Annotated in this window: 15 protein-coding genes, 2 rRNA genes and 1 pseudogene; 7 read left to right on the top strand and 11 right to left on the bottom strand. The window is 40.0% G+C overall.

The window, feature by feature from the left end; translation table 11 throughout:
• Positions 1-2: 2 nt before the first annotated feature.
• Genes EXS92_RS04930 through EXS92_RS04915 form a run of 4 tightly spaced genes read left to right on the top strand, consistent with a single transcriptional unit; the run spans position 3 to position 3,282 of the window.
• Positions 3-917 (top strand): CpaF/VirB11 family protein, encoded by a 915-nt coding sequence (locus EXS92_RS04930; RefSeq protein WP_165515742.1) that lies wholly within the window; start codon positions 3-5, stop codon positions 915-917.
• Complete coding sequence (gene fliI / locus EXS92_RS04925; RefSeq protein WP_165515741.1) at positions 918-2,222, top strand: flagellar protein export ATPase FliI; 1,305 nt, start codon at positions 918-920, stop codon at positions 2,220-2,222. It begins immediately after the preceding gene.
• 10 nt (positions 2,223-2,232) lie between these two features.
• Positions 2,233-2,499 carry a flagellar biosynthesis protein FliQ gene (fliQ, locus tag EXS92_RS04920; protein WP_000445741.1) on the top strand — a complete coding sequence of 89 codons (267 nt, stop codon included), beginning with the start codon at positions 2,233-2,235 and terminating at the stop codon, positions 2,497-2,499.
• A 3-nt stretch (positions 2,500-2,502) separates the two neighbouring features.
• Positions 2,503-3,282: a UDP-N-acetylmuramate dehydrogenase gene (locus EXS92_RS04915; protein WP_000894424.1), complete on the top strand. Its 780-nt coding sequence runs from the start codon at positions 2,503-2,505 to the stop codon at positions 3,280-3,282.
• 68 nt (positions 3,283-3,350) lie between these two features.
• Here the strand turns inward: EXS92_RS04915 and EXS92_RS04910 are convergent, their stop codons facing one another.
• The 5 genes from EXS92_RS04910 to rsfS are packed head-to-tail and all read right to left on the bottom strand — an operon-like array spanning position 3,351 to position 7,394.
• The gene (locus EXS92_RS04910; protein ID WP_165515740.1) at positions 3,351-4,217 is read right to left on the bottom strand and encodes a sulfatase-like hydrolase/transferase; all 867 of its coding nucleotides are present in this window, start codon (positions 4,215-4,217) and stop codon (positions 3,351-3,353) included.
• Entirely contained in the window at positions 4,199-5,035 is an 837-nt protein-coding gene (locus EXS92_RS04905) for a phosphoethanolamine transferase (RefSeq protein ID WP_165515739.1), read from the bottom strand. Before EXS92_RS04905 ends, EXS92_RS04910 begins: the two co-directional genes overlap by 19 nt.
• Before the next feature lie 9 nt (positions 5,036-5,044).
• Complete coding sequence (locus EXS92_RS04900) at positions 5,045-6,148, bottom strand: glycosyltransferase family 8 protein (RefSeq protein ID WP_165515738.1); 1,104 nt, start codon at positions 6,146-6,148, stop codon at positions 5,045-5,047.
• Complete coding sequence (miaA, locus tag EXS92_RS04895; RefSeq protein WP_165515758.1) at positions 6,149-7,045, bottom strand: tRNA (adenosine(37)-N6)-dimethylallyltransferase MiaA; 897 nt, start codon at positions 7,043-7,045, stop codon at positions 6,149-6,151. It abuts the gene before it with no gap.
• Between the two features lie 7 nt (positions 7,046-7,052).
• Positions 7,053-7,394 (bottom strand): ribosome silencing factor, encoded by a 342-nt coding sequence (gene rsfS / locus EXS92_RS04890; protein WP_001076133.1) that lies wholly within the window; start codon positions 7,392-7,394, stop codon positions 7,053-7,055.
• 58 nt (positions 7,395-7,452) lie between these two features.
• Between rsfS and queF the strand changes: the two genes are divergently transcribed.
• Positions 7,453-7,899, top strand: coding sequence for a preQ(1) synthase (gene queF / locus EXS92_RS04885; RefSeq protein ID WP_000187342.1), 447 nt, complete (start codon positions 7,453-7,455; stop codon positions 7,897-7,899).
• A 140-nt stretch (positions 7,900-8,039) separates the two neighbouring features.
• Here queF and EXS92_RS04880 read toward each other — a convergent pair.
• The 4 genes and pseudogenes from EXS92_RS04880 to EXS92_RS08080 form a co-directional block, all read right to left on the bottom strand.
• Positions 8,040-8,956 (bottom strand): annotated as a pseudogene (locus tag EXS92_RS04880) (hypothetical protein).
• A 149-nt stretch (positions 8,957-9,105) separates the two neighbouring features.
• Positions 9,106-10,908 carry a DUF262 domain-containing protein gene (locus EXS92_RS04875; RefSeq protein ID WP_165515737.1) on the bottom strand — a complete coding sequence of 601 codons (1,803 nt, stop codon included), beginning with the start codon at positions 10,906-10,908 and terminating at the stop codon, positions 9,106-9,108.
• A gap of 43 nt (positions 10,909-10,951) precedes the next feature.
• Positions 10,952-11,392 (bottom strand): hypothetical protein, encoded by a 441-nt coding sequence (locus EXS92_RS04870; RefSeq protein ID WP_000057815.1) that lies wholly within the window; start codon positions 11,390-11,392, stop codon positions 10,952-10,954.
• A gap of 467 nt (positions 11,393-11,859) precedes the next feature.
• Entirely contained in the window at positions 11,860-11,988 is a 129-nt protein-coding gene (locus EXS92_RS08080) for a hypothetical protein (RefSeq protein WP_258230439.1), read from the bottom strand.
• A gap of 427 nt (positions 11,989-12,415) precedes the next feature.
• Here EXS92_RS08080 and EXS92_RS04865 point away from each other — a divergent pair.
• Both EXS92_RS04865 and rrf read left to right on the top strand, forming a co-directional pair.
• A 23S ribosomal RNA gene (locus EXS92_RS04865) occupies positions 12,416-15,300 on the top strand.
• Between the two features lie 237 nt (positions 15,301-15,537).
• Positions 15,538-15,655, top strand: a 5S ribosomal RNA gene (rrf, locus tag EXS92_RS04860).
• Between the two features lie 477 nt (positions 15,656-16,132).
• On the opposite strand, the gene EXS92_RS04855 is transcribed toward rrf, so the two are convergent.
• Both EXS92_RS04855 and EXS92_RS04850 read right to left on the bottom strand, forming a co-directional pair.
• Positions 16,133-17,011, bottom strand: a complete 879-nt coding sequence (locus tag EXS92_RS04855; protein WP_165515736.1) for a YihY/virulence factor BrkB family protein — start codon at positions 17,009-17,011, stop codon at positions 16,133-16,135.
• Complete coding sequence (locus EXS92_RS04850; protein WP_079355409.1) at positions 17,011-17,859, bottom strand: biotin synthase; 849 nt, start codon at positions 17,857-17,859, stop codon at positions 17,011-17,013. Before EXS92_RS04850 ends, EXS92_RS04855 begins: the two co-directional genes overlap by 1 nt.
• Positions 17,860-17,927 lie beyond the last annotated feature (68 nt).

Here is a 17,927-nt window from a genome sequence, read left to right as displayed (position 1 = left end):
TTTTGGAAACTTTACAAACCCATAGAGTTTTACAAGCCCTAATCGGTCATTTCACCCCTTTTTTAGAAAGCGGGATCACCGAGCTTATCATCAATACCGAACAAGAGCTTTGGCTTTATAAGATCAATAACACACGAGAAAAAAGAGAGCATGTGCTTTTTGATAAGGCGTTTTTATTGAGGTTTTGCGAGCAATTGGCCAGTTTTAGGGGGTTGTTTTTTGATGAAGAACACCCCACTTTAAATTGCTCTATCCCTTTCACGTGCTATAGGGTGAGCGCGAATCACTTCAGTATCACCACGAATAATCAAATTACGCTCAATATCCGTGTACCTAGGCTTAAGCCCTTAAGTTTAGACGATTTCACTTTCAAAGCAAGCGATCCAAAGGGTTTGAAAAATTTAGCCCTAAAAGGGCATAACATTCTCATTAGCGGGGAGACTTCAAGCGGTAAAACAAGCTTACTCAACGCTCTTTTAGATTGCGTCAATAAAGATGAAAGGGTGGTGAGCGTTGAAGACAGCCAAGAATTGGATTTAAAAGCGTTCAGTAATTGCGTGGGGCTTTTAGTGGGCAAGCAAGAGAACACGCGCTTTAATTATGAAGACGCTCTCAATATGGCCATGCGCTTAAACCCGGACAGACTCATTGTGGGCGAGATTGACACCAGGAATGCGGCGCTCTTTTTGCGTTTAGGGAATACCGGGCATAAGGGCATGCTTTCAACCATTCACGCTAATAGCGCTCAAAACACTTTAGAAGCCCTTTCACTGAATTTAAGCATGCGTTATACGCATTCTTTAGATAAGGATTTGATGCGAGCGTATTTTAAAAGCGCGATTGATGTGATCGTGCATGTGAATAGAATCAACAATGAGCGCCAAATCGCTGAAGTCTTATGGACTAAAGAGCTTTAAATGCCCCTAAAATCCTTAAAAAACCGCTTGAATCAGCATTTTGATCTATCGCCTCGCTACGGAAGCGTGAAAAAAATCATGCCCAATATCGTCTATGCGAATGGTTTTAACCCCTCTGTGGGCGATGTGGTGAAGATTGAAAAAAGCGATGGCAGCGAATGCGTGGGAATGGTGGTGGTGGCAGAAAAAGAGCAGTTTGGTTTCACGCCCTTTAACTTTATAGAGGGGGCTAGGGCTGGCGATAAGGTGCTGTTTTTAAAAGAGGGGTTGAATTTCCCTGTGGGCCGTAATCTTTTAGGGAGGGTGCTTAACCCTTTAGGGCAAGTCATTGACAATAAGGGGGCGCTAGATTATGAACGATTAGCACCTGTGATTACAACGCCTATAGCCCCTTTAAAAAGAGGCTTGATTGATGAGGTTTTTAGCGTGGGGGTGAAGAGCATTGATGGGCTTTTGACTTGCGGTAAGGGGCAAAAACTGGGCATTTTTGCCGGCTCTGGGGTGGGTAAATCCACGCTAATGGGCATGATCACTAGGGGTTGCTTAGCGCCGATTAAAGTGATCGCTTTGATTGGGGAAAGGGGCAGAGAAATCCCTGAATTTATAGAGAAAAACTTGAAAGGGGATTTAAGCTCTTGCGTGTTGGTGGTCGCTACGAGCGATGATAGCCCTTTGATGCGCAAATACGGGGCTTTTTGCGCGATGAGCGTGGCGGAGTATTTTAAAAACCAAGGGCTAGACGTGTTGTTTATCATGGATTCAGTGACTCGTTTCGCTATGGCTCAAAGAGAAATCGGTTTGGCCTTAGGCGAACCGCCCACTTCCAAAGGCTACCCCCCATCCGCGCTTTCTTTATTGCCTCAATTAATGGAGAGGGCGGGCAAGGAAGAAAATAAGGGGAGCATTACGGCTTTTTTTAGCGTGCTAGTAGAGGGCGATGATTTGAGCGATCCCATAGCCGATCAAGCTAGGAGTATTTTAGATGGGCATATTGTCTTAAGCAGGGAATTGACCGATTATGGGATCTACCCGCCTATCAATATTTTAAACTCCGCATCAAGGGTGGCTAAAGACATCATCAGCGAGTCTCAAAACCTTTATGCGAGAAAATTCCGCCGTTTGTATGCGTTATTGAAAGAAAATGAAATGCTCATTCGCATCGGCTCTTATCAAATGGGGAACGATAAAGAGCTTGATGAAGCGATTAAGAAAAAGGCTCTAATGGAGCAATTTTTAGCGCAAGATGAAAACGCTTTACAGCCTTTTGAAACAAGCTTTCAGCAATTAGAAGAAATCTTAAGATAAAAGGAATGTTATGGAATCACAACTCATGAAACTCGCCATTGAGACTTATAAAATCACTTTGATGATTTCTTTACCGGTATTACTAGCGGGCTTAGTGGTGGGTCTGTTAGTCAGTATTTTTCAAGCGACCACTCAAATCAATGAAATGACCTTGTCTTTTGTGCCTAAGATTTTAGCCGTGATTGGGGTGCTGATTTTAACCATGCCGTGGATGACTAACATGCTTTTAGACTACACCAAAACCTTAATCAAGCTCATTCCTAAAATCATAGGCTAGCAAATGCTAGAAACCATTATTGATTTTTCCCGTTACAGCAGCGTGAAAATCGGCACGCCTTTAAAAGTGAGCGTTTTAGAAAACGATGATGAAATTTCTCAAGAACACCAGATTATCGGTTTAGCGAACAACCTTTTGATCGCTCCTAGCGCAAAAAATCTCGCCCTTTTAGGCAAAAACTACGATTATATTTGCGATAAGGGTGAATGCATTGAAATAGGGGGGGCGGCCAATGCGTCTAAAATTTTTAATTATTTTAGGGCGAATGATTTAGAGGGTTTGGAGTTTTTAGGGCAATTGCCTGGCACTTTAGGGGCGTTAGTTAAAATGAATGCTGGCATGAAAGAATTTGAAATCAAAAACATTTTAGAAAGCGCTTGCATTAATGGCGAATGGCTAGGGAGTGAAGCTTTGGGGTTAGATTATCGCAACAGCAAATTCAATGGCGTTGTTTTAAGGGCTAGGTTTAAAAAAACGCATGGCTTTAGAGAAGAAGTTTTAAAAGCGTGTAAAAGCATGCGCAAAAGCCACCCCAAATTGCCTAATTTTGGGAGCTGTTTCAAAAACCCGCCTAACGATCATGCGGGCAGGCTTTTAGAGGGCGTGGGCTTAAGGGGTTATTGCTCGAAAAGAGTGGGCTTTGCCAAAGAGCATGCGAATTTTTTGGTGAATTTGGGGGGTGCAGAATTCGAAGAAGCCCTAGATCTGATAGAACTCGCCAAAACCAGAGTGTTACAAGAATACGGCATTCATTTAGAAGAAGAAGTGAAAATTTTAAGGTAGGGTTGAAAGCTTTTTTAAAATCAATCTTACCCCTATTGATGAGAGCAGAGCCTTATTTTTCAGCCTTATCATGATCCAATCCCCCAACGACAAGTAATCCTTTTTCTTTGGGCGTCAAATTGTGGGCTAAAAAGGTTTTTACTCTCTATTTCATCTTTAGTGCGAATGCCCACCAAAGGCAAAAGAGAATGGATTAAATCATCGCTCATGAAAGGTTTGTTTAAAGCGTTTTTAATCAATTTGACTTTCTCGGGGTGTTTTTCTTTAAAAATATCGCTCACATAAATCATAAAAGGGATTTCTAATCCCGCTTTAGAACAGCTATGCCCATAAGTGGGGCCGCTTTCAAAAACATCTTGCGCATGATCGCTCAAATAAAACACAATAGCATCCTTATCTTTAAAGAGGTTAAAAATCCCATTCAAAACAAAGTCGTTATAATAAAGCGAATTGACATAATCGGCAACGATTTGTTTGTCTCTATCATTGCTCACATGCAAATTAGAAAAAGACAAATCGCTTGGTTTGAATTTGGCGAAGCTTTTAGGGAAACGCTCGCTGTAAGTCTTGTGTGAGCCACGCAAATGGAACACGATAAAATTCTTGCTTTTTAATTGGGATGGGATATTTTTGGAATAAAAAGTTAAAATATCTTCATCATAGCTTGTCCATTCTTTAGGAAGGAAGTAGCGGTTTCTATCGCGTTGAAGGAGGTAGCGGTTTTTAGAGCGACTAGAAACTAGATCTTGTATCAATGACCATTGATCGACGAATTGTTTTTCTAACCAAAAAGTTTCATAATGGGATCGCTTGAAAATATCTATCATGTTGTGGTAATGATACCAAGGCTTATTCGTTTCGGCGTCGCTGTAATTAAGCAAGTTTTCAAAGACATCAGAGGTGTGGGCTTCTTTGCTTATCGTGTCAGAAAACACGAATAGGTTGTTACTCTCTCTCTCTCTCTCTCGTTGGCGAGTTCGCTCAATAAGGGGTTATTAGGAACGCTATAGCCATAGAGTTGCATGAAATTTCTGCTCGCGCTTTCGCCGATGACTAAGACGACATTTGGAACATCGCCCGTGCTAGAAAGATAATCACTTGGTAAATAAAGGTTATTTAAAAAACTATAAAATTTTATGGCTTGTTGGCGATCAAACAAGCTCAAATAAGCGGAATAAAACCCCCTAGTTAAGGAAAGAGAAAACAATGATCTTTTTAAAATCGCATCGTTATTTGTAAGGGGTTTAATGTTATGAACGCTCCCTATTGTAAGGATAGAAAGCCCTAAAACGCCCGCTATCACACCAGGCACAAGCGCTCTAAAGCGAATGATTTTAATCATAATCAACAAAGCGATCAAAATAAAAGTGTAGTAAAACAAATAATTTTTATAGCTTTTTATGAACGCCATCGTTTCAAAGCTGTTTGTGGCTAAAAGCGTGTCAATCAAGCCTTTGGAAAAAGGCATTTTAAACATAAAGAGTGTAAAAATTTCAGCCACGCTAAAGATAATACCGCTTCCTATAAACAGCCATTCTAATGAATGTTGCAAGCACTTTTTAGGGATAGAAGCGGCAACATAATACACCACAAACCCGATTAAAAAAGCGCCTAAAAAGCCTTTAGAGAAAGAAAACAGATCGCTATTTTTGTAGGCGTTAGAAAGAGCGTTACAAAGAAGGAATATTAAAAATTTTTCATCTAGAGTTACGCTACTGGCAAAGAATTTTAAAAACTTCAATAATTTTTCCATGAATGTCCTTTAAGAGGGTTTGAAAACTTTTTTCAAAATATTTTTTATCCTAAAATAAAAATAATTTCTAATAGTTTGCGATCTTATGTGGGTTTTAAAAGATTGCATTTGTTGGTCTTTAGCCATTTCAAGGCGTTCTTTAAAAAAATCGTTTTTAAAAGGGGTGCAAAAAAGGTTTGCAAGCCAAAAACCCGCTTCAGCTTCATAACAAATCAAACGCCCGTTCAAAGAACTGACAGAACGCCACGGCTTGTATTGGATGAAATGGAGCATGATGATGTTTTTAGGGTAGTGCTCTTTGAAAAAGTCAGAATAGCAATTATAATGAATGGGCAATTCTAAAATGCGCTCTAAAAACACCATATTAACCAAACACTGCTCAGGGTAGAAAAGGTCTTTCCCCCTAGTTTTTAAAAACTCTAAAGCGATTTTTTCAAACCCATTTTCGCGCCACAAATCTAAATTCGCCACCAAAAAGCCCATGTTAAAACCTTGATGGATGCGTTTTAATTCGTTTGGGCTAAAGCGTGAAAAATCCATTTTAAAATTCTTGCAAGCGCGCTCGCAAAAATCACAAAAGGCTTCAAAAGGAAGGTGGGAAAAAGTGTCTCTCACCATGCCAAGCAATTTAGTGGGGTCGTTATCCAGCGCAAAATAAGCGCTTGCAACATCGCCTAAAAACACCGTATCCACATCTATGGAAATGATTTTAGAATAATTAGGGAATAATGAAGCGAGCAAGAGCCGGCACAAAACAAGAAGCCCGCCATAACGCTTGGAGCAAGACTCATTGAGATAGCTTTCTATGGAATGATCTAACGAATTGATGTCTATAAACTCTAATGAAGCGAATTTTTTAAAAGGCTCAATGGTTTTTAAAAGCTTGTTTTGCTGCTCTAAAGTGACCCCTTTAATCAAACAATGGATTTTATACACGATGTTAGCGCCTAAAAGTTGGTTGCTTTGATTTAAGGGGCTAAAGTCTATCGCACTTGTGTGCCTGCTCGCATGGGAGAGTAAAGAATAAAGGCTCACTCCTGCCCCTAGTGCGTAATTCTTATCAAAACTCATAAAAATAGGGATAATTTGATCGGGTAAATTTTGCGTGTCCATTTATCGCTCCCTTATATCGCTTTTTGAGTGTTTTAAAATCGCATGCCTAATCTCTTCAACGCTCCCCGCATAAAGGTTATTGAATTGGGTTTTATTGAAAGTGTTTTGGCGCTTGGCTAATTTGATGGTGTTAGAGGTAATCGCTTCTTCTAGCTCCTTTAAAGTGAGTCGTTTTTCTAAATAAAGAACGCTCTCTTTAACGCCTATAGCTTTAAAAGGCTGCGAATCTTTAGGGTATTTAATATAAAGGGCTTTGATTTCTTCAATAAGCCCTGAATGGAGCATGTTTTTAGTGCGCTGTTTGATATTGTTATGAAGCGCGTTTTTTTCAACAGACAGAGCGAATAACGAGATAGCATGCTCAAAGGGTTTTTTAGGGTTAGCCTTAAAATACTCGCTTGGGGGCGTGCGGGTGGCATAAAAGATTTCTAAAGCCTTATGGATGCGGTAAGTGTCGTTTGGATGGATTTTAAAAGCCATGTTAGGGTCAATGGATTTTAAAAATATATAAGGGTTAGAAAGAGTGGCAATTTCTCGATCTATTTTTACAACCTCCTCACCGCTAATTTTTGGCGTATCGCTCAAACCTTCTAAAATGGATTTGAGGTAAAAACTGCTCCCTCCCACAATGAGTAAAATCTCTTTAGAGGATACTCTCATGGCGTCCTCTAAAAGGGTTTTAAAAAGAGGAGCGTTATTTTTTTCATCAATGTTAAGGCAGTCTAGGGCGTAATGTTTGATATTTTTTCGCTCTTTCAGGCTCGGTTTAGCCGAAGCGATATTAATGTCTTTATAAATACTCAAAGAATCCAAAGAAAAGATTTCAGCGTCCAATTCTTGGGCTAATTCAATAGAAAGAGCACTTTTCCCGCTCCCGCTAGGCCCTAGAAGCGCGATGAGTTTCTTAAGCGTTTTGATAAGGAATCTCCCTTTTATAAGCGTTCAAAAACCCTTCTAAGTCAAATTTTTTACGGCATTCTTCGGTGAAAAGATGGATCATCAAATCCCCTAAATCCAAAATGATCCACTCTTCATTAGACTCATCTATCTGGTAAAAGACTTCCCCTAAAGGCTTAAGGGTGTTTTTAAGCGCATCTAATAAAGAAAGGGCATGCTTATTCGCTAGCGTGGTAGCGATAATGACATCTTCTACCAAATAGGGGGTTTTAGACAAATCAATGTGTGTAATATCAAAAGCCTTTTTTTCATCTAATAAAGCCGTAATCATTTCTATGCGTTGGTTCATGAGTTTCCTAAAAAATGGGTTAAAATAACCTTATTATAACTCAAATCAAGGAAGATTAATGACCCCTGAATCAAACCTCAAATCCTTAGGTGCTAAAACGCCCTATATTTTTGAATACAACAGCCAATTATTAGAAGCTTTCCCTAACCCAAACCCCAATTTAGACCCCCTAATCACGCTAGAATGCAAGGAATTTACAAGCCTTTGCCCCATCACTTCCCAGCCAGATTTTGGCGTGATTTTTATCCGCTACATCCCTAAAGATAAAATGGTAGAAAGCAAGTCTCTAAAACTCTATTTATTCAGTTACAGAAACCATGGGAGTTTCCATGAGAGCTGCATCAATACGATCTTATTAGATTTAGTCCAATTGCTAGAGCCAAAGTATTTGGAAGTGTATGGGGATTTTGCCTCTAGGGGTGGGATTGCGATCAAACCCTTTGTGAATTATGCGATCAAAGAATACCAGGAATTTAAAGAAAAACGCCTTTTGAATGCGAAATAACGCGCAAAGATAGGGTTTTAAGATTAAAGCCCTTCCAAATTAAATGGACAGGTTAGGGGGAGAAGAAAAAAATCAAAGAATAAAAGAGATTAAAAAAAGAGAGACCCCTCACAAGAGAGTAAGAGGGGAGGGGAGGGCGGTTAGTTTTCTAAATTTTCAACCTCTTCCTTATCTAGGTTATCAATATACTCATCAATCTCCTCCGCATTAGCCAAACCGATATAATTGTAAATGTCTTTTAACAAATTTTCAGTAAGACCCGCACAAGAAAGACTATATTTATTGATACCACCATCGCATAAGAGTTGAGCGATAAACAACGCCTCATTTTTGTTTTTAGGTAAAGTCGTAGCCCAAAAACCATTAGGAGAGAAATCATTAAACTCCGCATTAAATTCCTCACGCCCCTCCGCATACGCCTTAATCACGCCACAGAATAAAGTAGTCGCAACTCTATCCATATAATCAAAAGTGTCATAATTACAATCATCAGTATTACGACTTTCAATCATTTTAGACCACTCCGCATCGCTATGTCTATTTAGTCCTTTAGCGTTATTAAGAGCGGTAAGAATGATAGCGGTTACTTGACTGCCTTTGCCCCAAAAAACATGGGAGTGATTAACGCACCAAGTCGGCTTTTTCTGTCGGTTAGAGTATAATCCTCCGCCACAAGCTCAAAGCTAGTCCTATCTTTATCTTTAAAAGCGAAAGAGAGTTTAAACCTGTCCTCTTTTTCTTTAGACTCTTTAGGAGTAGAAGTCCTTTCCTTAACACTCGGTCCGCTAGTTACAATTTTAAGACCTTTCAACAAATCATCAGCGTTATCTTTTTTGTTTTCAGCGTGAAGTCTCATATGCTCGGTCAATGGAACTTTATTGAACCACTTTAAGAACTTGTCGCTATTGAAAGCGTAGGTGGCTTCGTTGCCTTTTTGGCTCCTTAAGGTTACACGATTAAACCCAATATTAATGACTTTAGCCTCCACCACTTTGTTATTGATTGTGGCTTTGACTAACGCCCCTACTTTTAATTTATTTTCATTTTGAAAACCCATAAAACACTCCTTGGTAAAATTTATTTTAAAATCCGCTATAATCGGTCGTTCAATGTTTTTTTAATGTTTTTATCTTTTTGGCATGGCTTGTTCCTCCTTGTTGTGGGGTGGGCGTTTTTTAAACGCCCCCTTATTTTTGAGTGATCGCTTCATTTGATCTCTTTCAAAAGAGCGTTTTTAAAAGCTTTAATTTCGCTTTCACCCACCAATTCAGCGATACGATAATGCGCGATTAAAAAGTCTAATAATTTTTCACTCCTTTCTTTGATTTGCACGACCCCAAAAGAAGCGTTTTTAGCCACTTCTTTTTCGCTATAAGAGCCTTTAAGGTATTCTTTTCTTTTTTCCTCAAAAGGCTTGTTGCTTAAAGAGCTGTTAGCGTTTTTAGAAATTAAGAGCAAGTTCCCTAAAGCATGCGCAATATGGGGGTTTTTAGCCCAACTTTTTTCTTTAGCGCTATAGCCTTGATCGGGTTTTTGGGGCAGGATATGCTCAATGCTTTCTATACTGTCATCAAAATTCAGAGTCGTTTCAGGGTTATGGTATAGCTCGTATTCATAAAGCAAGTAATTCAATGCCTTGCCCCACTGATACCATTTTTCAGTATTCTTTTTAGAATGGATACTCTCTTCAAGCAATTCTAAAGCACTATTTCCTTGTCTGTTGAAAAAACTCTTTTCTAGCGTTGGAAGATCTTCAATGGTTATTTTATCTCCCCAAAATCTACACGCTTGAATCGCTTTGAAAGCTAATCCAATCCATTCATTTTTAGCCGTATTCTTGCCGTCAGCAACCCCATAGATTAAAAACCCGAAACGCTCTAAATATTCTAATAAGCCCTCTAATTCTTTGGTGGTGTAATGCCGTTCACTGCCACTTCTTACAGCAAGCTGTATGGTTAAAAGAGAGAGCAATAAGGGCAGAAAAGCGTTTTCGCTCAAAGCGTTTAAACGCCGCATTTTGTCTAACAAGGTGCGCATTTTAGGCGTGATCTCAATCCTAAGCTCTTCATCATCAAGCGTGTGCAAGAAATACCAAACCTTAGAAGAATAAGAAAGATGCAATAACAAATCATTTATTTTTTCATATTCATCATATGGGTATGTATCGTATTTTTTATAGGCGTCAAACTCTGTCTCCAATAACCTTTCTTTAAATTTTTTACCACTCTCGCCATAGTAATACGCTACAAAATGCTTTAAAAAACTATCTAAATCATCGTCTTTAGATTGCCTCAAATCGTCATAAACGATCGTGTAGGTTTTATTGATTTCTTGTTGAAGCGTTTCTAATTTTTGTCCATCGCAAATCTTGTGCGCTACAAAATGCAAGCGGTTTTTGAACAATTCCAAAGTGGATAGATCCTTACCACGATTGTTAATCGTTTCAAAAGAGCTGAACGGATCGATTCGGTTATCATTCAATTCCACCACGCTAAAAAGCATTTTTTTAGTGAGGGCATCAAACATTTTTTCAAGCGTTCCAACAGGAGTATCGCTGATTTTTTCTTTAAAAAATGCGTAAGCGTCAATCAAATTTTTAGCGTAAAAAGAAGTTTGAAACCTTTCTAAATCTTTTTCTTCTTCAGTGATCGCCCTAAAAGCTTCACTCAAGCCATAATACTTATAGGATAGAATGGGTTCGAGGTTCATTGAATCATACTTTGGGTCTTTATGTTTAGTAATCTTGGCTAAAAGGCCCAGTAAAATCAGGCTTGTAGCCAATCGTTGCTGGCCGTCTATGATTTCAAAAGCGCTATTTTCAAACTCATTTTCAAGCTCTCTTAAGGTTAAGCTATGCATGTAATGGAATTTATCTCCCAGCTTAGAGACATACTCTAAATCGTTCCAAAAATCCTTTAATTGCTCTTTCTGCCATGCATACCCCCTTTGATAGCTGGGGATTTCAAACACGCCTTTTTCAATCACTCCGTCTAAAGTCAATAATTCCATTAAAATCCTTTCATAGGTTTATGGGTTAAGAACCCATAACCCTTTAACTTTTTCTTTTAATCAATTTTGGTTTTCCAAGTCTTGTGCTGTGCGTGAAATGCCAAGTGTTTTTATTGACCAATTCTTCGTATTCCTGGCTCCCTTTTTGAGCGCAAACGCCCTCAACCTTTAACGCCCCCTCTTCGTCAGTCCCGATAGTGTCATGGTCAATCTTTAGGGCAAAAACGCTCCGTTGGACTTCAGCCCCTCTAGTCGTTGAATCCTCATTCACAATACCAATCACATAATCCGCTTTACGCATGAGTTCAAAATGTTCGTATTGAGCCACTTCGCCCATTCTTGGACGAAAACCTGTCAAAGTGCATTCATCGCACCATTCTTTAAAATCCTCATTCCCTGGAATAGTCCCTTTATACGCGCCTGAAACCATGCACAACAACAAATTGTATTTTTCATGCGCTTTCAAATCTTCTAACTGAGCCATCGTCTTCTCCTTGTATTGAATTTAACTCTGTAAGCCCCACTGGTTTAAAAATGGGGCTTATGGAATCAAATGGTTGAAAAATGCGGCGCGGGTTAATGAAGGGGGGAATAAAAGAGGGAATGAAAGGGTTAATAATAGGGTTAATGAAAAGGGGAATAATAAAAAGTAAGGGATTTTTAAGCGATCTTTTGTAAAAGTGATAAAAATAGTTATAAAAACATGATAGCGTTGCTTGGTTGCTTGGTTGCTTGGTTGCTTGGTTGCTTGGTTGCTTGGTTGCTTGATTACTTGAATGCCATTTCTACCCCTTTTTTGAAAAAAAGATGACTCGGGGTATTGTATCTAGCGGTATTTAATCAATGGTTAATGGTGCGTTTGATAACGATGCGTTTGATTTTAGGGTGTGTTTGATTTTAAAGCTTTGTGTTTGATTTTAAAGCTTTGTGTTTGATTTTAAAGCTTTATTCTTAGCCCCCATTCAAAATCATTTCCATCAATTTCATCATTTTCATCATTTTCCAATCATCTCCAATCATTTCAAAATCATTTCCAATAACTTTGTATCCATTCCTTCCAAACTCTAAATTTTCTTTCAAACTCTAAAATTCCTTCCAAACTCTCAAAACTTTAAGCAAACTTTAAGCATTAGATGTCTATAATTACATTTCGTTTTTAAAGACAAGCTTTAAAAAGTTCTTTAATTCAAACTCAAGCAAGTTGTAAAAGCTAAAGCTTTAATTATAAAAGCCCACCAGCTGATAAAACTTGAGCGTTAAAAAAGATTAAGGATCAAGCATTTTTAGTCTTCTTTAAGGGTTTAACATTTAAGAGCGATTATAGCAAGTTTTTAAAGAAAAACGAAGTTATTTGATTTAACATTGTTAATAGCCTATGTAAAAGTAAAGTAAAACTACAATAACTCTGTCTTATATTCATTAAGGCAGTGGTAGCGCTGAAGAATATTCGTGCAATTGTCGTTATTCATTATAAAAGGGCGGGTTTTAAAGGATATTTTAAAATTTAAAACAAGCTTTTAAGAGCAGATGGCGGATGCCTTGCCAAAGAGAGGCGATGAAGGACGTACTAGACTGCGATAAGCTATGCGGAGCTGTCAAGGAGCTTTGATGCGTAGATGTCCGAATGGGGCAACCCAACTAATAGAGATATTAGTTACTCTAACAGAGAGCGAACCTAGTGAAGTGAAACATCTCAGTAACTAGAGGAAAAGAAATCAACGAGATTCCCTAAGTAGTGGCGAGCGAACGGGGAAAAGGGCAAACCGAGTGCTTGCATTCGGGGTTGAGGACTGCAACATCCAAGAGAACGCTTTAGCAGAGTTACCTGGAAAGGTAAGCCATAGAAAGTGATAGCCTTGTATGCGACAAGGCGTTCTTAGGTAGCAGTATCCAGAGTAGGCCAGGACACGAGGAATCCAGGTTGAAGCCGGGGAGACCACTCTCCAACCCTAAATACTACTCTTTGAGCGATAGCGAACAAGTACCGTGAGGGAAAGGTGAAAAGAACCGCAGTGAGCGGAGTGAAATAGAACCTGAAACCATCTGCTTACAATCATTCAGAGCCCTATGATTTATCAGGGTGATGGACTGCCTTTTGCATAATGATCCTGCGAGTTGTGGTATCTGGCAAGGTTAAGCGAATGCGAAGCCGTAGCGAAAGCGAGTCTTAATAGGGCGAACAAGTCAGATGCTGCAGACCCGAAGCTAAGTGATCTATCCATGGCCAAGTTGAAACGCGTGTAATAGCGCGTGGAGGACTGAACTCGTACCCATTGAAACGGGTTGGGATGAGCTGTGGATAGGGGTGAAAGGCCAAACAAACTTAGTGATAGCTGGTTCTCTTCGAAATATATTTAGGTATAGCCTCAAGTGATAATAAAAGGGGGTAGAGCCCTGATTGGGCTAGGGCTGCTCGCCGCGGTACCAAACCCTATCAAACTTCGAATACCTTTTATCGTATCTTGGGAGTCAGGCGGTGGGTGATAAAATCAATCGTCAAAAGGGGAACAACCCAGACTACCAAATAAGGTCCCTAAGTTCTATTCTGAGTGGAAAAAGATGTGTGGCTACTCAAACAACCAGGAGGTTGGCTTAGAAGCAGCCATCCTTTAAAGAAAGCGTAACAGCTCACTGGTCTAGTGGTCATGCGCTGAAAATATAACGGGGCTAAGATAGACACCGAATTTGTAGATTGTGTTAAACACAGTGGTAGAAGAGCGTTCATACCAGCGTTGAAGGTATACCGGTAAGGAGTGCTGGAGCGGTATGAAGTGAGCATGCAGGAATGAGTAACGATAAGATATATGAGAATTGTATCCGCCGTAAATCTAAGGTTTCCTACGCGATGGTCGTCATCGTAGGGTTAGTCGGGTCCTAAGCCGAGTCCGAAAGGGGTAGGTGATGGCAAATTGGTTAATATTCCAATACCGACTATGGAGCGTGATGGGGGGACGCATAGGGTTAAGCGAGCTAGCTGATGGAAGCGCTAGTCTAAGGGCGTAGATTGGAGGGAAGGCAAATCCACCTCTGTATTTGAAACCCAAACAGGCTCTTTGAGTCCTTTTAGGACAAAGGGAGAATCGCTAATACCGTCGTGCCAAGAAAAGCCTCTAAGCATATCCATAGTCGTCCGTACCGCAAACCGACACAGGTAGATGAGATGAGTATTCTAAGGCGCGTGAAAGAACTCTGGTTAAGGAACTCTGCAAACTAGCACCGTAAGTTCGCGATAAGGTGTGCCACAGCGATGTGGTCTCAGCAAAGAGTCCCTCCCGACTGTTTACCAAAAACACAGCACTTTGCCAACTCGTAAGAGGAAGTATAAGGTGTGACGCCTGCCCGGTGCTCGAAGGTTAAGAGGATGCGTCAGTCGCAAGATGAAGCGTTGAATTGAAGCCCGAGTAAACGGCGGCCGTAACTATAACGGTCCTAAGGTAGCGAAATTCCTTGTCGGTTAAATACCGACCTGCATGAATGGCGTAACGAGATGGGAGCTGTCTCAACCAGAGATTCAGTGAAATTGTAGTGGAGGTGAAAATTCCTCCTACCCGCGGCAAGACGGGAAGACCCCGTGGACCTTTACTACAACTTAGCACTGCTAATGGGAATATCATGCGCAGGATAGGTGGGAGGCTTTGAAGTAAGGGCTTTGGCTCTTATGGAGCCATCCTTGAGATACCACCCTTGATGTTTCTGTTAGCTAACTGGCCTGTGTTATCCACAGGCAGGACAATGCTTGGTGGGTAGTTTGACTGGGGCGGTCGCCTCCTAAAAAGTAACGGAGGCTTGCAAAGGTTGGCTCATTGCGGTTGGAAATCGCAAGTTGAGTGTAATGGCACAAGCCAGCCTGACTGTAAGACATACAAGTCAAGCAGAGACGAAAGTCGGTCATAGTGATCCGGTGGTTCTGTGTGGAAGGGCCATCGCTCAAAGGATAAAAGGTACCCCGGGGATAACAGGCTGATCTCCCCCAAGAGCTCACATCGACGGGGAGGTTTGGCACCTCGATGTCGGCTCATCGCATCCTGGGGCTGGAGCAGGTCCCAAGGGTATGGCTGTTCGCCATTTAAAGCGGTACGCGAGCTGGGTTCAGAACGTCGTGAGACAGTTCGGTCCCTATCTGCCGTGGGCGTAGGAAAGTTGAGGAGAGCTGTCCCTAGTACGAGAGGACCGGGATGGACGTGTCACTGGTGCACCAGTTGTTCTGCCAAGAGCATCGCTGGGTAGCTACACACGGATGTGATAACTGCTGAAAGCATCTAAGCAGGAAGCCAACTCCAAGATGAACTTTCCCTGAAGCTCGCACAAAGACTATGTGCTTGATAGGGTAGATGTGTGAGCGCAGTAATGCGTTTAGCTGACTACTACTAATAGAGCGTTTGGCTTGTTTTTTGCTTTTTGATAAGATAACGACAATAGAGCATGGATAAGTTACCACTGCCTTACTGAGTGTAAGAGAGTTGGAGTTTTATAAAGACTTTTATAGGATTGAACTTTAATGAGGAATGAGATACCATCTCAATGATTTAAAGTGAAAGGCTATTAACTGTCTTCTTTGTTACAAAACAGCTCCCTATTGAAGAGAAAGGGGAGTTAAGGGTAAATGCGATTTATCTTTAGCTCCCTTTTCCTTGTGCCTTTAGAGAAGAGGAACTACCCAGTTAACCATTCCGAACCTGGAAGTCAAGCTCTTCATCGCTGATAATACTGCTCTTTTCAAGAGTGGGAATGTAGGTCGGTGCAGGGATAGGGAAATGTTTTTTAATCTTGCTTTTTTATTTGATTTCATTATTGATTGCTTGTTTTTGTTTGTTTAGTGGTTTTTTTGGGGTTTATTGTTTATTCAAAGGTTTTTAGGGTTTTAAGAAAACGAGTTTGACAACAAAATAAAATCTAACGTAATAAAATAAAACTTAAAATCCAATTTTTTAAAAAGTTTAAGATTTATATCTTTGGCAAGAAAAGAGTCCGTATCAATTAAACATGGATTTAAGAAAAAAGTTTTATTCTTTATTCTTTAAAAAGTTATCGCTTTACCACCAAGCCCTTTAGTTTGATTGTAAAAAAACGCTCTTAGCGTTTTAGATCTTTATTCTTTTATTCCGCCGGTGTTGCTTTTTTATTTCTTTTGTTTTTAACTTTTTTAGTTTGGGTTGATTTGGGGGGGTTAAATGGTTTTTGTGTTTTAGAATTTTAGAACCGATCTAAAAGAAAACTTTTTTCATCAAGTTTCTTTTTTAAAAAAACCTAAAATTTTCTTAAACACTTCTTTAGGATCGAACATGTCGCACATTTTACACCCATACATGCCAATTAAAATCACAAACCAGCTCACATACACCCAACTCATCAAAAACCACAAAATAGAAACGCTCCCATACAGCTCATGGTAAGTGCGGTTGTATAACACATAATAAGTGAAAGCCCATTTTAGCACATGCCAAGAAACGCTCGTAAAAAACACCCATAAAAACACCCAAAAATAATGCTTAAACACCTTATTCGTGGGAATGGTAAAAAGGATCAAAAAAAACGCGTAAGTGCCTATCCATCTTAAAACATGCAACAAGCTTGAATCTTTATCTTCAAAAAACACTTGGATCTTAATATCAAAAAACACCACCAAAGGCAGAGCGAATAAAAACACTAAAGTTGTGCCAAAACCCCAAAATAAAAAGATTTCTTTACCCTTAAAATGCGCATAATCTCTGGGCTTTGCGTCAAAAATTTTTGATGCGATGGAGCGGTAGTTTTCACAAAAAAGCACCAACGCCACCACAATGGACACCTCTTCAAGCGTGCCTAAGGTCATGTCTGTTTTTTTAAAATTTTCTAAAAAATCCTTAATCGCGCCAATGAGTTTAGGAGCGTTGGGGAAAATCAAGGCTTCCATTTCACCGCTGTGCGCTTGCAAGTAATGAGACACAAAAAGACTGAACACAAACAACAAAATAGGCGATAAAGACAAAATCGTATAAAAACTCAAGCTGGAAGCGTAGTAAAACAATTCGCTTAACCCCAAAAAGGCGTTTTGAAAGTGCGTGGGGAAAATCATTCTAAGAAGGCGCAAAAACCCTCTAACGCTTTTAAAAAATTCCCTCATCAATGACAACTTGTCGCCATTGTCAAGCCATAAGAGAGCAGTTTTTCTATATCTTTTTTAGGGGCTTTGCCTTTGGTGGTTAAATAATCCCCCAACACCACCGCATTGATGCCGTATTCAAAAAGCTTGGCTTCCTTTTTATCGTTATCTTTAAACACCACTTCACGCCCCCCAGCCACCATAAGCCTAGCGTTAGGCAAAAACTCTTTAGCCAAAAGCACGCATTCTAGGGCTTCATCTGCACTTAAAGTTTCTGTATCAATGGGCAATACTGGGTTTTTAATGAAAAAATTAATGGGCGTGGTGTGCGGAGAGAGCGAAGCTAACGCCCTAAGCATTTCAATCCGATCTTCCCAGCTCTCATTAAGCCCAAAAATCCCCCCACTGCACAAGCCTAACCCCGCCCTTAAAGCGTTTTCGCATGTGATAAACCTTTCTTCCCATGTGTGCGTGGAACAAATCTTAGGGAAGAAATTTTGCGAAGTCTCTAAATTATGGTTATAGCTATGAATGCCCGCATCTCTTAAAAACTCTAATTGATCCAAATCCGCGCGCCCGCAGCATGCGATTAGATGCAAGCCTAATTCTTCTTTGTTGATGGCTTTAGCTAATTTGGCGATGTATTCGCATTTTTCATCGTCTAATTCGCGCCCTGAAGTAACCAGACAAAACCCTAAAGCCCCTAATTCCCTTAACGCTCTAGCCTCTTGTAAAACCACTTTTTCATCTTTAAATTTATAGCGCTTAATCGCTCCTTGGTGGTGCGAGCTTTGCGTGCAATAAGCGCAATCTTCCTTGCAATCCCCACTGCGCACATTGGAAATAGAACATAAAAAAATCTCTTGCATAATCATTCCTTTATTTTAAAAAAGTTGGTTTTTTTAGACTGATTATAGCAAAGAAAAAGAAGCGCTTT

The sequence above is a fragment of the Helicobacter pylori genome, from assembly GCF_011175115.1.
GTDB lineage: Bacteria > Campylobacterota > Campylobacteria > Campylobacterales > Helicobacteraceae > Helicobacter > Helicobacter pylori_DF.
This window is presented reverse-complemented; position numbering and strand designations above follow the sequence as displayed.